This window comes from Bradyrhizobium sp. 35 (assembly GCF_023073215.1).
Classification (GTDB): Bacteria; Pseudomonadota; Alphaproteobacteria; order Rhizobiales; family Xanthobacteraceae; genus Bradyrhizobium; species Bradyrhizobium canariense_D.
The window spans coordinates 86,194-102,876 of record NZ_JADPJC010000043.1; the positions used below are offsets into that span (position 1 = coordinate 86,194).

The window sequence follows — 16,683 nt, forward strand, 5'->3', positions numbered from 1 at the left end:
GAGGAAAAATTGACCGGTTGACCCCGCTCAGGCGCCCCCAAATATCCGGTAGCGGCGGGGCTCCAGGCCGATCGTGTCGCCGGCGCGCAGTTCCCTGTCCCGCGGAGCGTCGATCTCGATGGTCTCTCCGCCTGATAATGCCACCTCGGCCCGCTGCACGGGACCGAAATTCCGGACGTGCTGCACGGCGCCCTCGAAGGCACCGCTGCCGGGCGGGCCAACGAGCATGTCGTGCCGCCGCACGAACAGTCTTGACGCGCCAGGCGCAAGCCCATCTGCCGCGAGCTGAAGCGGCCGGTCGCCAAGCCTGATGACGCCGTCGGCGATCAGGACCGGAAGCTCGATGGATTCGCCGATGAAGCTGTGGACGAAGGCGGTCGCCGGGCTCTCATAGACGTCATCGGGCGAGCCGATCTGCTCGATCTTGCCCTTGTCCATCACCACGACGCGGTTGGCGACTTCGAGCGCCTCCTCCTGGTCATGGGTGACGAAGATCGAGGTGACGTTGATCTCGTGGTGCAGCGAGCGCAGCCATTTACGCAGCTCCTTGCGCACCTTGGCATCAAGCGCACCGAAGGGTTCGTCGAGCAGCAGGATACGTGGCTCGATCGCGAGCGCGCGGGCCAGCGCGATGCGCTGGCGCTGGCCGCCGGAGAGCTGGCTCGGGTAGCGGTCGGCGAGCCAATCGAGCTGCACGAGATCGAGTAGCTCCTTGACGCGCGCACGGATGGTCGCTTCGTCCTTGCGGATCGCGCGCGGCTGCACGCGGAGGCCAAAGGCGACGTTCTCGAACACCGTCATGTGGCGGAACAGCGCGTAGTGCTGGAATACGAATCCGACGTGCCGCTCGCGCGCGCCCTGCGCCAGCGCGTCCTCGCCGTTGAAAGATACCTCCCCGGAATCGGGCCAGTCCAGCCCCGCGATGATCCGCAGCAGCGTGGTCTTGCCGGAGCCAGACGGACCGAGCAGCGCGAGCAGCTCGCCGTCATTGACCTTGAGGTCGACGCCGTCGAGAGCTTTGAAGCTGCCGAACTTCTTGACGAGATTCCTGACTTCAATGCTCACTTGCGTCATGTCCTTCGTCGAGATGATTTTCGAGAACGGTTTTCGCGACCAGCGTGATCAGCGCCAGCATCGCGAGCAGCGAGGCGATCGCGAACGCCGCGACGAACTGATATTCATTGTAGAGAATCTCGACCAGGAGCGGCATCGTGTTGGTCTCGCCGCGGATATGGCCGGAAACGACGGAGACCGCGCCAAACTCGCCCATCGCGCGCGCGTTGCAGAGCAGGACGCCGTACAGCACGCCCCATTTGATATTGGGCAGCGTGACGCGGAAGAAGGTCTGCAGGCCCGAGGCGCCGAGCGAGATCGCGGCCTCCTCCTCCTGCGTGCCCTGCTCCTGCATCAGCGGGATCAACGCCCGCGCCACGAAGGGGAAGGTCACGAAGGTGGTCGCAAGCGCGATGCCCGACACCGCGAACAGGATCTGGATGTCGTGATCGCGCAGCCAGCCGCCGAAATAGCCCTGCGCGCCGAACAGCAGCACGAAGACGAGGCCCGAAATCACCGGGCTGACCGAGAACGGCAAATCGATCAGCGTGATCAGGAAGGTCTTGCCCGAGAATTCGAATTTTGCAATCGCCCAAGCCGCGACCAGGCCGAAGACGAGATTGAGGCCGACGGAAATTGCAGCAACCAACAGCGTCAACTTGATCGCGGACAGCGCCTCCGGGTCGGTCAGCGCGGCGAAATAAGCGCCAATTCCCTTCGAGAAGGCCTGCGCGAACACCACGACCAGCGGCAACACGACGAAGACTGATAGAAAGGTCATCGCCAGCGCGATGATGACGATGCGGACCGCGCGCGGTTCGGTGCGAAGGTTGTTCCGCGCGGCGGCTGCGTACGCGCGTGCCTTGGCGTCGGAGGCCGGGAGTGGGACGGAATCTGCGATCTGCATCGTCATGGCCCCGTCCTCACCGCACCGGAATCCGGCTCTGCGCCCAGCGCTGGAGCCGGTTGACCGCGAAGATAATGACGAAGGACACGACCAGCATGACAACCGCGATGGCGGTCGCATCGGCATAGCGGAATTCGGAGAGCCGGATCACGATCAGCAGCGGCGCGATCTCGGAGACGTTGGGCAGATTGCCGGCGATGAAGATCACCGAGCCGTATTCGCCGACCGCACGCGCGAAGGCGAGCGCGAGTCCGGTGAGCAGCGCCGGACCGAGCGAGGGCAGGATCACGCGAATGATGGTCTGCCAGCGGCTCGCGCCAAGGCTGCCCGCGGCCTCCTCGATCTCTGGGTCGAGATCCTGGAGCACCGGCTGCACCGTGCGCACCACGAACGGGATACCGATGAAGATCATGGCGACGAAGATGCCGACCGGCGTGAACGCCACCTTGATGCCGGCCGCCGCAAGCGGCGCGCCGAGCCAGCCCTTCTCGGCGAACAACGCGGTCAGCGCGACGCCGGCAACCGCCGTAGGTAGCGCGAACGGCACGTCGACGATGGCATCGAACAGCCGCCGACCGGGGAAGCGGTAGCGCACCAGCGCCCAGACGATGATGCTGCCCATCACCAGATTGACGCAGGCGGCTGCGAAGGCGAGTCCGAAGGACACGCGCAACGCATTCAGGGTGCGGCGGCTGGAGAGGATGTTCCAAAACTGCTCGGGACTCAGCTCGACCGATTTCAGGAACAGGCCGGCGAGCGGAATCAGGATGATGATCGACAGCCAGGATAGCGTCAGCCCCATGGTGAGACCGAAGCCCGGCAATGTCCGGCGTCGTGCTGCGATTGCGCTCACCAGGCCCCCTGTTTAAGCCCCGCCGACAGCGCCCGATCAGTTCTTGTAGATCTGATCGAAGACGCCGCCGTCGGCAAAATGTTCCCTCTGCGCCTTGGTCCAGCCGCCGAAAAGTTCGTCGATCGTGAACAGCTCGACCTTCGCGAAGGAGTTTTCATGTTTTTTGGCGATCTCGGGATCGCGCGGACGATAGAAGTTGCGCGCCGCGATTTCCTGACCTTCCTTGGTGTACCAATATTGCAGGTAGGCATCGGCGACACTACGGGTGCCTTTTTTATCGGCAACCTTATCGACGATCGTCACCGGCGGTTCCGCCAAGATCGAGAGCGGCGGCGCCACGATCTCGAATTTCTCCGGACCGAATTCCTTGAGCGCCAGGTACGCCTCGTTTTCCCAGGCGAGCAGCACGTCGCCGACGCCGCGCTCGACGAAGGTCACGGTCGCGCCGCGCGCACCGGTGTCGAGCACCGGCACCTGCTGATAGAGCTTTCCGATGAAATCCTTGGCCTTGTCCGCCGAGCCGTATTTCTTCTGCGCAAAGCCCCAGGCGGCCAGATAATTCCAGCGCGCGCCGCCTGACGTCTTCGGGTTCGGCGTGATCACGGCGACGCCGAGCTTGAGCAGATCGTCCCAGTCCTTGATGGCCTTGGGATTGCCCTTGCGGACCAGGAACACAATGGTCGAGGTATAGGGCGACGAGTTTTGCGGCAACCGTTTCTGCCAGTCGGCCGTCGTGAGGCCTTTGCCCGCGATGGCGTCGATGTCGTAGGCGAGCGCAAGCGTCACCACGTCGGCCTGCAATCCGTCGATCACGGCGCGCGCCTGCGAACCGCTGCCCCCATGCGACTGCTTGATCTCGACGCTCTTGCCGGTTTCCTTCTGATAGGCACTCGCGAACGCCTTGTTGAACTCGACATAGAGCTCGCGCGTCGGATCGTACGAGACGTTCAGCAGAGTGATGTCAGCGGCAAGAGCCGCGCTTGCCAACAAGCCTGTCACGAGCAGTCCTGCCGCGAGCGGAACGATACGACGCATCATGTCCATCTCCATTCACATCAATGACGTCGGCGTCATCGATGGCAGGCATAACTCGGGGCGAAACGCGCTTAAGTCAACGGAACCGGATTTTCTTGTTCGTAGCCGGGCAGCGTAACTTTGCTACGAAGTCTTCATCGTGTGGATGCCGCATTCCGTCTTGGCCCGGCCACGCCAGCGACCGGCACGCTCATCCTCGCCTTCGGCCGTTCTGCTCGTGCAAGGCATACACCCAACCGATAGAAATCCCGACGCGACCAGGGGATGACGCGGCAATTTGGCGCGGGCGAAAATCGCCTCGAGTTCCTCCCGCGAGACATTGGCGAAGGGATTGAACTTCAACCGCGTACCGTCGTCCTCGACCACCGGGATGTCGGCGCGCGAGTTGCCCTGGAAGCGCTTGCGGCCGTTGAGCCATGCATCGAACGGTTTCAGCGCCCGCGCCAGCGGCTCGACCTTGCGGATACGGCAGCAAGCGTCGGGATCGGAAAACCAGAGGTCGCGGTCGGGATCTCCGCGCGACAGCGTCTCCTCGGCAGGCTTGATCGAGCGGACGTCCTTCAGGCCCAGCGTCGCGATCAGCGTATCACGATAGGCCAGCGTCTCCTCGAACAGCCAGCCGGTGTCGAGGAAGATCACCGGGATCGCCGGATCGACATCCGCCATCACCTTGAGCAGCGTCGCCGATTCCGTACCGAAGGACGACACCAGCGCAAGCTTGTCGCGCCCGACCGTCTTCAGCGCAGCGGCGATGATTTCGGCGGGCGAGGCATCGCGCAAGGCGCGATCGAGGTCCTCCGCCGAGGGCAGCGCCGAGGCGGAGATTGCCGAAATTGGAGACGCGATTGCGTTCACGTGCCGACACCCTCGGAATGACGCAGCTGCATGCGCCGGTGCAGCGCCGTGATGCGGCCATCGCCGGTGGGCTGGTAGAAGACCGAATAGCGCTTCGCGGTCTGCATGAACGCTTCCGCGTCGGCCTGCTTCTTGACGTCGAAGGAATCGAAGCCAGCGCGCAGCATGAACACGAACTGGTCCCGCAGGATCTGGCCCGTCGCACGCAACTCGCCGCGGTAATTGTAACGCTCGCGCAGCAGCCGCGCCTGGCTGTAGGCGCGTCCGTCGCGGAAGGTTGGGAACACCAGCGCGACGACGGCAATCTTGCCGAGATAGGGCACCAGCTCGGCGATGTCGCGATTGTTCGGCCAGATCACACCGACCTTGCCGGTCCGCTTGAGCAACGCATCCGCCTCGCCAACGAAACGCTCGGCCGGCACCAGAATGTCGCCGCCCTCGGGCAGCGGCGTGTCGACGGCGAGCTTGACGAAGCTGTCGTCGGCGATCTTTCCGCCGTTAACGAGTGGCATAAACGCGCTCCTTGAAGGGTTCGACGCCGAGGCGTTTTACCGTGTCCATGAACAGCTCTTCGGGCCGCTCGCGCAGCGCCAGATAGGCTTCCACGATGTCCTCGACGACGTCGGCGACCTCGTCGAACTTGACGCCGGGGCCGATCAGATTGCCGAGTGCGGCACTCTCGTCGGCGCGCCCGCCGATGGTGATCTGGTAGACCTCCTCGCCGTTCTTCTCGACGCCGAGAATGCCGATATGACCGACATGGTGATGGCCGCAGGCGTTGATGCAGCCGGAGATGTTGATGTGCAACCGGCCGATCAGATTGGCCAGCTCATGATTGGCGAAGCGCCGCGTCAGTTCCTGCGCGATCGGGATCGAGCGCGCATTGGCCAGCGAGCAATAGTCGAGACCCGGGCAGGCGATGATGTCAGTGATCAGATTGACGTTCGGCGTCGCCAGCCCGAGCTTGTCGAGCGCCTTCCACAGCGCCGGCAAGTCACGCTTGGCGACATGCGGCAGAGCGAGGTTCTGCTCGTGGCCGACGCGGATCTCACCGAAGGAGTATTCGTCGGCGAGATCGGCGAGCGCATCCATCTGCTCGGCGGTGGCATCGCCCGGAGGCGCGCCGATCGGCTTCAGCGAGATCGTGACGATGGAATAGCCCTGGGCCTTGTGCGGGGCCACCGAGTTCTTGCGCCATGCCTCGAAATCGGGATCGGCCGCGGCCTGGCGCAGCTCGTCCGGCATGTGCGGCAGCTTCTCGTAGGCAGGATAGGTGAAGCGCGAGCGGATGTCCTCGACCACCTCGTCGTCGATCTGGAGCGAGGAGTTGCGGATGTGCTGCCACTCCTCCTCGACCTCGCGCGAGAACTTCTCGATGCCGAGCTCGTGCACCAGGATCTTGATGCGCGCCTTGTAGATGTTGTCGCGGCGGCCGTACTGGTTGTAGACGCGCAGAATCGCCTCGATGTAGCTGAGAATGTCGCGGCCGTGGACGAAATGCTTGATGGTCTTGCCGATGAACGGCGTGCGTCCGAGCCCGCCACCGACCAGCACCTCAAAGCCGGTCTCGCCCTTCTCGTTCTTGATCAGCTTCAGCCCGATGTCGTGGATCTTGATCGCGGCCCGGTCGTGGTCCGACGCGGTGATCGCGATCTTGAACTTGCGCGGCAGGAACGAGAATTCCGGATGCAACGTGGTGTGCTGGCGGATCAGCTCCGACCAGATGCGGGGATCCTCGATCTCGCCGGGCGCGACGCCGGCCCACTGATCCGAGGTGACGTTGCGCATGTTGTTGCCGGAGGTCTGCATCGCATGGATGCCGACCTCGGCGAGATCGGCCAGCGCATCCGGCAATTCGGCGAGCTTGATCCAGTTGAACTGGATGTTCTGCCGCGTCGTGAAATGGCCGTAGCCACGGTCGTATTTGCGCGCGACGTGGGCGAGCGCCCGCAGCTGGTTCGACGCCAGCGTCCCGTAGGGGATCGCGACGCGGAACATATAGGCGTGCAGTTGCAGATAGACGCCGTTCTGCAGCCGCAGGATCTTGAACTCGTCCTCGGTGAGCTCGCCGGAGAGGCGGCGCTTCACCTGGTCGCGGAATTCCGAGACGCGCTCGTTGACGAGCGTGCGGTCGATTTCATCGTAAGCATACATAAGAAAGCGCCTTAAACCTGAACCGGCTGTCCGATGGTCACGCCGGTGCGGCGGATCTGTTCGCGCAGATTTCCGGGTTCGACCTTGCCGTCTGCACCGACCTGTACCGGCGCGATATAGGGGCCGATCGCGCCGACGTCATCGGCAACGGATTCCGCAAGCAACGCCTTCGCCTCGTCGGAGTTGCGCACGATCGCGGCTTCCGACAGGTCCGCGGACCAGCTCTTGGCGGCGGTGCGGTAAACCACGATGCCGTCCCAGGTGCGGTTGGCGGTCACGACCGAGGGGCCGGCGATCTTGATCTTCTTCTGTTCAAGCGGGGAGGTCATTCGGCTGCATCCAATAGGTCAGAGATGATTTGCTTTGGGGTTTGGCGGCGAAGCGAGCCGGCATGCCGGACCACATCGCCGATGATGAGAATGGCGGGACCGCCGTTGGTCCGGCGGACCAGTTCGGGCAGATCGCGCAGCGTGCCGATCTCGCCTTGCGCATCGGGACGCGTGACGCGGGCGAATACGCCGACCGGCGTCTCCGGCGAACGGCCGGCGGCCAAGAGGCCGGCGCGTATGGCCGGCGCAGCCGTCATGCCCATGTAGACCACGACGGTCATCCTGGCGTCGGTCAGCGTCGACCAGTCCACGACTTCTGCGTCGCGCGCCTTGTGCGCGGTGAGGAAGGTGATGCGCGTTGCTTCGTGACGATAGGTGAGCGGCACCTCGAAATCGGCGGCGCCGCCGAGACCTGCGGTGATGCCGGGAACGATCGAATAGGCAAGGCCGGCGGCACGAAGTGCTTCGACTTCTTCGCCGCCGCGGCCGAACACGAAGGGATCGCCGCCCTTCAGCCGCACCACACGCTGGCCGGATTGCGCGGCCTCGATCATGCGCTTGTTGATGGCGTCCTGCCCGATGCCGGGCTTGCCGACGCGGCGGCCGACCGGCACGCGCGTGGTGTCACGGCGGATGCGGTCGAGAATTTCAGGCGAGACCAGCTCGTCATGGAAGACGATGTCGGCATCCTGGAGCGCGCGCAACGCCTTGATGGTGAGCAAATCCGGATCGCCAGGCCCGGCGCCGACCAGCGCGACGGATCCTTCCGGCTTGTCGGCCCGCGCGAACGCGGATGGATCTGAAATCGCCTTGAGCGCTGCGTCCGCCTCGCCTTTGCGGCCGGCCAATACGGCGGCACCGATCGGGCCGTCGATGACGCGCTCCCAGAAGCGGCGGCGCAGCGGAAACTCGGCAATACGTTCGTTGATGGATTTGCGGAAGCCGCCGATGAACTCGGCGAGCTCGCCGATGCGCGCCGGCAGCAGCGCCTCGATCTTCTCGCGCACGCGCCGCGCCACCACCGGCGACGTGCCGCCAGTGCCGACGGCGACCACGACATCGCCGCGATCGACGATCGCCGGAAAGATGAAGCTCGAATGCTCGAGATCGTCCATGACATTGACCGGCAGGCCGAGCGCCTTGGCGCGGACCGACATCGCCACGCCGACATCGCCGGCGCCGGCGCAAACCACCGCGATGATTCCCGAGAGATCGGCGGTCAGCGGATCGGTGGCCGAGATGTCGATACGCGCCGCGTCCTCGGAGCTCAGACCCAGGTCGTGATTGCCATCGATCGCATGCACGCGAATGCGCGCACCGGCAGCGGTCAGCACGCGCAGCTTGGCGCGCAAAAGCTCACCCGCACCGATGAGGACCACCGGACCGGCCTTGAGATCGAGGAACACGGGCAAGAACCGCATACGATACTCGCTTACCCCACATGCGGGGTTGACTGGAATTATTTTCTATATATGTGTCGTTTCAGGCGCGCAAAGAGAAAATTTTTTCTTCTCTCTTGCACCGCAACTATAGAATTTTCGCCTCCAAACGCAAAGTGGCAGAGATGCATCTTCTCAAGGACAATTCCACTGCTGGCGGGCTGAGCAGCCCCGCTCTCGCCGAGCGCGTGCCCGCGCAAGAATTTTCTTCTGACCTTGCCCCGAGCATGGACCATCTCGACCAGCTCGAGGCCCAGAGCATCTACATCTTCCGCGAAGCCTTCGGCCGCCTCAAGAAGATCGCCCTGCTGTGGTCGCTCGGCAAGGACTCCAATGTCATGATCTGGCTGGCGCGCAAGGCATTCTTCGGCCGTCTGCCGTTCCCGGCCCTCCATGTCGACACCGGCAAGAAGTTTCCGGAGATGTATCGCTTCCGCGATCACTACGGCAAGGAATGGGATCTCGATCTGCGCGTCGAGCCCTGCCCGCCGATTGATGCCGTCGACCCAACGCTGCCGCCCGCCGCCCGTTCCGCCGCGCGCAAGACCGAGGGCCTCAAGATGGCGCTCGCCAAATACGGTTTCGACGGTCTGATCGCCGGCATTCGCCGCGATGAGGAGGCGACGCGCGCCAAGGAGCGCGTGTTCTCGCCGCGCGGCTTGGAGGGTAATTGGGACGTGCGCGACCAGCCGCCGGAGTTCTGGGATCATTTCAATGCGTCGCCGCCGCAGGGCGCGCATTTGCGCATCCATCCGATCCTGCATTGGACCGAGTCCGATATCTGGGCCTACACCAAGCGCGAGAACATCCCGATCATCCCGCTGTATCTGTCGCAAAACGGCAAACGCTATCGCTCGCTGGGCGATCAGGACATCACCAATCCGGTCGCCTCAAACGCGTCGACTATCGACGAGATCCTGATCGAACTCGAGCAGACCAAGGTGCCGGAACGTTCCGGCCGCGCGCTCGACCACGAGACCGAGGACGCTTTCGAGCGCCTGCGCGTCGCCGGCTATCTCTGATCAAGGACGCGAGCGTCGTATGAACATGATCGTCACCCCCGCATCGCCCGCCACCCCGAACGGCACCACGCGTCCGCAGGTCCGCATCGTCATCGTCGGCCATGTCGACCACGGCAAGTCGACGCTGGTCGGCCGCCTGCTGCACGAGACCGGCAGCCTGCCCGACGGCAAGCTCGACATGCTCAAGGCCGTCAGCGCGCGGCGCGGCATGCCGTTCGAATGGTCGTTTCTGCTCGACGCGCTCCAGACCGAGCGCGACCAGGGCATCACCATCGACACCACGCAGATCCGCTTCCGCACCAATTCGCGCGACATCGTACTGATCGACGCGCCCGGCCACGCCGAATTCCTGCGCAACATGATCACCGGCGCCTCGCAGGCGGACGGCGCGGTGCTGATCATCGACGCGCTCGAAGGCGTGCGCGACCAGACGAGGCGGCACGGCTATCTCCTGCATCTGCTCGGCGTGAAGCAGGTCGCGGTCGTCGTCAACAAGATGGACCGCGTCGACTTCTCCGCAGCGCGCTTCAAGGAGATCAGCGACGAGATCTCGGCGCATCTGCAAGGCCTCGGTGTGAAGCCCACGGCCGTGATCCCGATTTCCGCCCGCGAGGGCGACGGCGTCGCTGAGCGCACCGACCGCATCGGCTGGTACAAGGGTCCGACCGTGGTCGAAGCGCTTGACCGGCTCGAGCCGGCCCGGCCGCTGGAAGCGCTGGCGCTGCGGCTGCCGGTGCAGGCGATCTACAAATTCGACGATCGCCGCATCGTGGCGGGCCGGATCGAATCCGGCAGCCTGGTTGCCGGCGACGAAATCGTGATCATGCCCGCCGGCAAGATCGCCAGAATCAAGACGGTCGAGAGCTGGCCGGTGACGCCGGTCGCAGGCCGCCAGGGTGCGGGCCGCTCGGTCGGCATCACGCTCGACCGCGAGCTGTTCCTCGAGCGCGGCGACATCATCGCGCATGCCAACAGCGCGCCGCGCGAGACACGACGGCTGCGCGCGCGGATCTTCTGGCTGCACGACAAGCCGCTGGCCAAGGGCGACCAGCTCCTGGTTCGCTGCGGACCGAAGGAAAGCCGTGCCACCGTCGTCGCCATCGAGAAGGCGGTCGATCCCGGTGAGCTGTCGAGCGTCGAGAACAAGGCAATCGGCCGCAACCATGTCGGCGAGATCGACATATCCCTTTCGAATCCGATTGCCACCGATCCCTACACGGAAAATCCGCGCACCGGCCGTCTCGTGATCGAGGTGTCCGGGCGCATCGCCGGCGGCGGTCTCGTGCTGTCGGTCGATGCCGGCCAGCGCGCCTTGCCCGTCGACATCGTGCCGGTGGAATCCGCGCTGCGGCCCGACGAACGCTCCGCGCGCTATCGTCACAACGGCGCCGTGGTCTGGCTCACCGGCCTCCCCGCCTCCGGCAAGTCGACTCTAGCCAAGGCGCTGGAGCGGCGGTTGTTCAGCAATGGCGGCTCACCGATCCTGCTCGACGGCGACACGCTGCGTGCCGGGCTCAACAGCGATCTCGGCTTCTCGGCCGCCGATCGCAGCGAGAACATCCGCCGCCTCGCCGAAGTCGCGACGCATCTCGCCCGTAACGGCCACATCGCCATTGTCGCCGCCGTCTCGCCCGCCCGCGAGGACCGCGCCACCGCGCGCCGCATCGCCGACACGTCGTTCCGCGAGATCTACGTCGCGACGCCGGCGGAAATTTGCGAGGAGCGCGACCCCAAGGGCCACTACAAGAAGGCCCGCGCCGGCACGCTCGCGTCGTTCACCGGTATCGGCACCGACTACGAGCGGCCCGAGGCCGCCGAGCTCGTGATCGACACCTCGACGCGGACGGTCGCCGAGGCGGCGGACGAGATCGAACAGATGCTCAAGACGACCGGCGTGCTGTTCGACGAACTCGTGGACCTCGCCGCGAATATTTGAAGCCGGGCTGCTGCTCCGCTGTCGTCGCCCGGCTTGACCGGGCGACCCAGCATTCCACCGACAGCAGTGATTCAGGCGAGAGGCCGCGGCGTACTGGATTTCCCCGCCTTCGCGGGGAATGACACCGTGCGTGGGCCGCCCACCTCGCCTTGACATTTTGACAACTTTTGGGGGCCTTCTCACGGCCCCGATTTTGGGGCTAATAAGACCCCGAAAGCCGCTCCTTGGAGCGCATTTTGCTGCTGTCGGGTCAAAAGCAGCCAAAAACAGCCATTTCCAACAAGAAAGCCCATCATGAAACGCGTCGACGCCCACGGACTGAAGATCGCTCCCGTCCTGTTCGATTTCATCGCCAAGGAAGCGGCCCCGAAGACGGGGATCGCGCCGGATGCGTTCTGGGCCGGGCTCGCCGCCATCATCAAGGAGCTGGGGCCGAAGAACCGCGCGCTGCTGGCGGTGCGCGACACGTTGCAGGCCAAGATCGACGACTGGCACCGGGCCAACAAGGGCAAGGCGTTCGACCTCAACGCCTATACCGCCTTCCTGAAGGAGATCGGCTATCTCCTCCCGGAGCCGGCGACGCAGAAGGTCGAGACCGCCAATGTGGACGAGGAGATCGGCAAGATCTGCGGCCCGCAGCTCGTCGTGCCGCTGACCAACGCACGCTATGCGCTGAACGCGGCGAATGCGCGCTGGGGCTCGCTCTATGACGCCTTCTACGGCACCGACGCGATCCCGCACGATCCATCCGAGAGCGGCAAGGGCTACAACAAGGCGCGCGGCGACAAGGTGATCGCCAAGGCAAAAGCGTTCCTCGATGCCGCCGTGCCGCTGGCGACCGGCAGTCACACCGACGTCACCGCCTATAGCGTGGTCGCGGGCCAGCTCGCGGTGAAGCTGAAGAGCGGCAACGCCACCGCCCTGAAGAACGCCGCGCAATTCGCAGGCTTCCAGGGCGACGCAGCCGCACCGAGCGCGGTACTGCTCGTCAACAACGGCCTGCACGTCGAGGTAAAAATCGACCGCACCAGCGCGATCGGCAAGGACGATCCGGGCGGCGTCGCGGACATGGTCATGGAGTCCGCCGTCTCCACGATTCTCGACATGGAAGACTCGGTCGCTGCCGTCGATGCCGAGGACAAGGTGCTGGTCTATCGCAACACGCTCGGCCTGATGAACGGCACGCTGTCGGCCGATTTCGAGAAGGGCGGCAAGACGCTGACGCGCTCGCTCAATGCCGACCGCAGCTACAAGATGCCTGACGGCAAAGGCGAAGTGAAATTGCACGGCCGCAGCCTGCTGCTGATGCGCAATTGCGGTCACCACATGTTCACCGACGCGGTGCTGGACGACAAGGGCGAGGAGATTCCGGAAGGCTTGCTCGACGCCGCCGTCTCCGGGCTTCTTGCTGTCCATGATCTGAAAGGCAACTCCAAGGTCAAGAACAGCCGCACCGGCTCGGCCTATATCGTCAAGCCGAAGATGCACGGCCCCGACGAGGTGTCGCTGACCTGCGAGATCTTCGACCGCGTCGAGAAGATGCTGTCGCTGCCCGAGAACACGCTCAAGGTCGGCATCATGGACGAGGAGCGGCGCACCACCGTCAACCTCAAGGCCTGCATCCAGCGCGCCTCCAAGCGCATCATGTTCATCAACACCGGCTTCCTCGACCGCACCGGCGACGAGATCCACACCTCGATGGAGGCGGGTCCGATGATCCGCAAGAACGAGATGAAGGCGCAGCCCTGGATCAAGTCCTATGAGGACTGGAACGTCGATATGGGCCTGACCTGTGGCCTGCCCGGCCATGCCCAGATCGGCAAGGGCATGTGGGCCGCGCCGGACAAGATGGCGGACATGCTGGCGCAGAAGCTCGCCCATCCGCAGGCCGGTGCTATCACCGCCTGGGTGCCCTCGCCGACCGCCGCGACGCTGCACGCGCTGCACTACCACCAGGTCAACGTCACCGCGCGCCAGCAGGAGCTCGCCAAGGGCGGCCCACGGGCAAAGCTCGAAGACATCCTCACCATCCCCGTGTCGAAGTCGAACTGGGCGCCCGACGACGTCAAGCAGGAGATCGACAACAACTGCCAGGGCATTCTGGGCTATGTCGTGCGCTGGATCGACCAGGGCGTCGGCTGCTCGAAGGTGCCTGACATCCACGACGTCGGCCTGATGGAAGACCGTGCCACCTTGCGCATCTCCAGCCAGCACCTCGCCAACTGGCTGCACCAGGGCGTGATCACCGAGGCGCAGGTGATGGAATCGCTCAAGCGCATGGCGGTGGTCGTCGACAAGCAGAATGCGGGCGATCCCATCTACAAGCCGATGGCGCCCGCCTTCGACGGCACAGCCTTCAAGGCGGCCAGCGACCTCATCTTCAAGGGACGCGAGCAGCCGAACGGCTACACCGAATACATCCTCACCGCCCGCCGCCGCGAGGCCAAAGCCCTTGGCTGACAACGCCCTGGCTGACAAGGCGGCCTGCCGACCCGACTAGAACACCAAAAGCCCCGGCTCGCGCCGGGGCTTTTTCGTTGCGCTAGCTAAGCGCCCGGCTAAAACACTGCCAGATATTTCAGCAGCGAGACGATGCCGATGATGATGACGACGACGCGCGCGATCTGCTTGGCGCGGCCGTCCATCGGCAGCATGTTGATGAGGTAAAGTACGAGAATGACGACGAGAAAGGTGACGAGTACGCCCACCAGCATCGCTAGGACCCCCCTTTAGGCAAAATTGCTGACAGTCTCCTAACGCGCAGCTCGTGGCTTGGTTCCATCGACGCAACCCTTTGCAACTTCTAGTAAATACGTACTTCTACGATCAGCCGGCCTGCTGAAAACTTTACCCTTTTCCTTTCAGATGCGGAAACCGTTTGGGCCCTGAGCCGCAAACGGCATGCGATTGCCTTGTCTGACGGGCCCCTTTTTCTGCTGTTGCCGGGGCGCCTTTACGAACTTTGTATTGGGAATTGGGGGACTTCGATGCTGAATCGACTGACCGTATCCGCGCTGCTGAAGGCGGTGATCGCGATCACGTCGATCTGCGTGGTGATCGCGCTCTCGCTCACCGCCTACGAGTCCTGGGATCGCCTGAAGACCGCCAACCGCATCTCGCAGATCGCCGACACGTCCGCCGATCTGTTCAAGGCGATGCACAATCTGCGCACCGACCGCTCGACCACGGTCCGCCTCCTGAATGCGACCGAGCCGATGGACGGCGAGATCGAGAAATATCTGCGCGCGCTGCGCGATGCCCAAATGCCCGCCATGGCGCGCGCGATCGAGCTGCTGCCGGCCATGGACTTTCCGCAATCAGGCACGCTGGTACCGGAGCTTGCGCGCCTCTACAAGCTGCTGATCGAGGAGCAGAAGCAGTTCTGGGAGGATGTAGCCAAGCCGAAGGACCAACGCCGCGCCGGTCTGCCCAAGGAATATATGGAGACAACGCAGGGCCTGCTCGACACGCTCGACAAGCTCTCGAACACGTTGGCCGCCACGGTCAATCACCTGGACGCCGCGATCGACCAGCTGCTGTCGATCAAGCAGAACGCCTGGCTGCTCCGCAACACCGCAGGCGAAGCATCGCTGATCGTCTCGACCGGGCTGGCCGCCGGCAAGATCACGACGGAGGGCCGCTACGCCTATACCCAACATGTCGGCGGCACGAGCGCGATGTGGAAGGCGCTGGAGCTGTCGACGTCCGGCATGCAGTTGCCGTCGGGGCTCGCCTCCGCGATGGCCTCCGCCAAGACCTCGTATTTCGAGCCGCAATATCTGGCCTTGCGCGACCGTCTCACGGACGCGCTGGTCAAGGGTGAGAAGCCCGAGATGACGGCGAACCAATGGAGCCCGCTCACGGTCGCCCGTATGGCGAGCGCCGTCACAGTGGCAGAAGGTGCGCTCGATGCTGCCAAGATCCACACGCAGGAGCAGCGCGGCGCCGCACAGCGCGCACTGATCGTGCAGCTTACGCTGCTGGCGCTCGCCGTGGGGCTTGCCGTCGGCGCGATCATGCTGGTCAGCCGCCGCGTCATCACTCCGCTCAACACCATCCGGGACGCCATGCTGAAGGTCGCCGGCGGCGACCTTGCCGTCGATAGCGGCTATCTCGACCGCAACGACGAGATCGGCGCGCTTGCCGGCGCGCTGGAGACCTTCAAGCAGCAGGCCAACGACAAGCTCACGATCGAGGCGCAGGAGCGCGAACGCAATGCGGGCGCCTCCGCGCGCCAGCGCGCGGTCGAGACCTATGTCGGCGAGTTCGAGGGCGCGGTGCGCAAAACGCTCGGCGAATTGAGCGAAGCCTCTGGCGAGATGCGCAAGACCTCGGGCGATCTCTCCGCGGTGTCGCGGCAGACCAACGACCGCGTGCAGATCGCCGGCAAGGCCTCCAATGACGCCTCCATGAGCGTCGACAGCGTCGCCGCCGCCGCCGAAGAGCTGAGCGCCTCGATCAACGACATCAGTCAGCAGGCCGCGCATGCCGCGGGCATCGCCAGCCGCGCCGTGACCCAGGCGCGCGAGACCGACGGCACGTGCAGGGACTTCAAAAGTCGGCCGGCCGCATCGGCGAGGTCGTCGGCCTGATCAACACCATTGCGCAGCAGACCAATTTGCTCGCGCTTAACGCCACGATCGAGGCGGCCCGCGCCGGCGAGGCCGGTCGCGGCTTTGCCGTGGTCGCCTCCGAGGTGAAGTCGCTGGCGAGCCAGACGGCGAAGGCGACCGAGGAGATCTCCGAGCAGATCGCCGACATCCAGAAGGTCGCGGCCGACGCCATCAGCGCCATCCAGACCATCGGCGGCATCATCGGCGAAGTGAACGAGGTCGCGACCGCAATCGCCGCCGCCGTGCAGGAGCAGGGAGCGGCCACCCAAGAGATCACCCGCAGCACCCAGTTTGCGGCGCAGGGCACCAAGAACGTCTCGGACAACATCACCGGCGTCAAATCCGATGCAGACGCTGCTGCCGCTGCCGCCGACAACGTGAAACACGCCTCCGAGATGCTGGAGAGCCAGAGCCGCCAGCTCGGCCATGACGTCAGCGACTTCCTCGGCAAGATCCGGGCGGCATAGCCCACACTCTTGGTGTCGTC

13 protein-coding genes and 1 pseudogene are annotated in these 16,683 nt (G+C 64.5%); 4 read left to right on the top strand and 10 right to left on the bottom strand.

Features of this window, described 5'->3' with window-relative positions:
* Positions 1-27: 27 nt before the first annotated feature.
* The 9 genes from IVB36_RS06990 to cysG form a co-directional block, all read right to left on the bottom strand.
* Positions 28-1,065 carry a sulfate ABC transporter ATP-binding protein gene (locus tag IVB36_RS06990; RefSeq protein WP_026232778.1) on the bottom strand — a complete coding sequence of 346 codons (1,038 nt, stop codon included), beginning with the start codon at positions 1,063-1,065 and terminating at the stop codon, positions 28-30.
* Positions 1,055-1,966, bottom strand: coding sequence for a sulfate ABC transporter permease subunit CysW (gene cysW / locus IVB36_RS06995; RefSeq protein ID WP_018454644.1), 912 nt, complete (start codon positions 1,964-1,966; stop codon positions 1,055-1,057). The genes IVB36_RS06990 and cysW overlap by 11 nt, the downstream gene beginning before the upstream one ends.
* A gap of 10 nt (positions 1,967-1,976) precedes the next feature.
* Positions 1,977-2,813: a sulfate ABC transporter permease subunit CysT gene (cysT, locus tag IVB36_RS07000; RefSeq protein ID WP_083926373.1), complete on the bottom strand. Its 837-nt coding sequence runs from the start codon at positions 2,811-2,813 to the stop codon at positions 1,977-1,979.
* Positions 2,814-2,849: 36 nt separating this feature from the next.
* Positions 2,850-3,863, bottom strand: coding sequence for a sulfate ABC transporter substrate-binding protein (locus IVB36_RS07005; protein ID WP_018454646.1), 1,014 nt, complete (start codon positions 3,861-3,863; stop codon positions 2,850-2,852).
* A 108-nt stretch (positions 3,864-3,971) separates the two neighbouring features.
* Positions 3,972-4,703, bottom strand: a complete 732-nt coding sequence (locus tag IVB36_RS07010; RefSeq protein WP_018454647.1) for a phosphoadenylyl-sulfate reductase — start codon at positions 4,701-4,703, stop codon at positions 3,972-3,974.
* A complete protein-coding gene (locus tag IVB36_RS07015; RefSeq protein ID WP_018454648.1) occupies positions 4,700-5,215 on the bottom strand; it encodes a DUF934 domain-containing protein in 516 nt (171 codons plus the stop codon). The genes IVB36_RS07010 and IVB36_RS07015 overlap by 4 nt, the downstream gene beginning before the upstream one ends.
* Positions 5,202-6,857, bottom strand: coding sequence for a nitrite/sulfite reductase (locus IVB36_RS07020; protein ID WP_018454649.1), 1,656 nt, complete (start codon positions 6,855-6,857; stop codon positions 5,202-5,204). The genes IVB36_RS07015 and IVB36_RS07020 overlap by 14 nt, the downstream gene beginning before the upstream one ends.
* 11 nt (positions 6,858-6,868) lie before the next feature.
* Positions 6,869-7,186, bottom strand: a complete 318-nt coding sequence (locus IVB36_RS07025; RefSeq protein WP_007599842.1) for a DUF2849 domain-containing protein — start codon at positions 7,184-7,186, stop codon at positions 6,869-6,871.
* Entirely contained in the window at positions 7,183-8,607 is a 1,425-nt protein-coding gene (gene cysG, locus IVB36_RS07030) for a siroheme synthase CysG (RefSeq protein ID WP_018454650.1), read from the bottom strand. Before cysG ends, IVB36_RS07025 begins: the two co-directional genes overlap by 4 nt.
* A 245-nt stretch (positions 8,608-8,852) precedes the next feature.
* Here cysG and cysD point away from each other — a divergent pair, with 245 nt between their 5' ends.
* The 3 genes from cysD to IVB36_RS07045 all read left to right on the top strand — a co-directional run bounded on the left by cysD (position 8,853) and on the right by IVB36_RS07045 (position 14,043).
* Entirely contained in the window at positions 8,853-9,647 is a 795-nt protein-coding gene (gene cysD, locus IVB36_RS07035; RefSeq protein WP_026232781.1) for a sulfate adenylyltransferase subunit CysD, read from the top strand.
* 19 nt (positions 9,648-9,666) lie between these two features.
* Positions 9,667-11,583, top strand: coding sequence for an adenylyl-sulfate kinase (cysC, locus tag IVB36_RS07040; protein WP_018454652.1), 1,917 nt, complete (start codon positions 9,667-9,669; stop codon positions 11,581-11,583).
* 294 nt (positions 11,584-11,877) lie between these two features.
* Positions 11,878-14,043 carry a malate synthase G gene (locus tag IVB36_RS07045; protein ID WP_018454653.1) on the top strand — a complete coding sequence of 722 codons (2,166 nt, stop codon included), beginning with the start codon at positions 11,878-11,880 and terminating at the stop codon, positions 14,041-14,043.
* 98 nt (positions 14,044-14,141) lie between these two features.
* Here IVB36_RS07045 and IVB36_RS07050 read toward each other — a convergent pair whose 3' ends face one another.
* Positions 14,142-14,297, bottom strand: coding sequence for a Thivi_2564 family membrane protein (locus tag IVB36_RS07050; protein WP_007599832.1), 156 nt, complete (start codon positions 14,295-14,297; stop codon positions 14,142-14,144).
* 273 nt (positions 14,298-14,570) lie between these two features.
* Between IVB36_RS07050 and IVB36_RS07055 the strand changes: the two are divergent.
* Positions 14,571-16,663, top strand: a pseudogene (locus IVB36_RS07055) (methyl-accepting chemotaxis protein).
* Positions 16,664-16,683: the final 20 nt, after the last annotated feature.

What these genes read in the sequence shown, in the direction of transcription:
- IVB36_RS07005 (WP_018454646.1), bottom strand. Translation starts at nt 3,863, where the DNA reads ATGGAGATGGACATGATGCGTCGTATCGTTCCGCTCGCGGCAGGACTG.
- IVB36_RS07015 (WP_018454648.1), bottom strand. Translation starts at nt 5,215, where the DNA reads ATGCCACTCGTTAACGGCGGAAAGATCGCCGACGACAGCTTCGTCAAG.
- IVB36_RS07045 (WP_018454653.1), top strand. Translation starts at nt 11,878, where the DNA reads ATGAAACGCGTCGACGCCCACGGACTGAAGATCGCTCCCGTCCTGTTC.
- cysC (WP_018454652.1), top strand. Translation starts at nt 9,667, where the DNA reads ATGAACATGATCGTCACCCCCGCATCGCCCGCCACCCCGAACGGCACC.
- cysG (WP_018454650.1), bottom strand. Translation starts at nt 8,607, where the DNA reads ATGCGGTTCTTGCCCGTGTTCCTCGATCTCAAGGCCGGTCCGGTGGTC.
- cysD (WP_026232781.1), top strand. Translation starts at nt 8,853, where the DNA reads ATGGACCATCTCGACCAGCTCGAGGCCCAGAGCATCTACATCTTCCGC.
- cysW (WP_018454644.1), bottom strand. Translation starts at nt 1,966, where the DNA reads ATGACGATGCAGATCGCAGATTCCGTCCCACTCCCGGCCTCCGACGCC.
- IVB36_RS07025 (WP_007599842.1), bottom strand. Translation starts at nt 7,186, where the DNA reads ATGACCTCCCCGCTTGAACAGAAGAAGATCAAGATCGCCGGCCCCTCG.
- IVB36_RS07020 (WP_018454649.1), bottom strand. Translation starts at nt 6,857, where the DNA reads ATGTATGCTTACGATGAAATCGACCGCACGCTCGTCAACGAGCGCGTC.
- IVB36_RS07050 (WP_007599832.1), bottom strand. Translation starts at nt 14,297, where the DNA reads ATGCTGGTGGGCGTACTCGTCACCTTTCTCGTCGTCATTCTCGTACTT.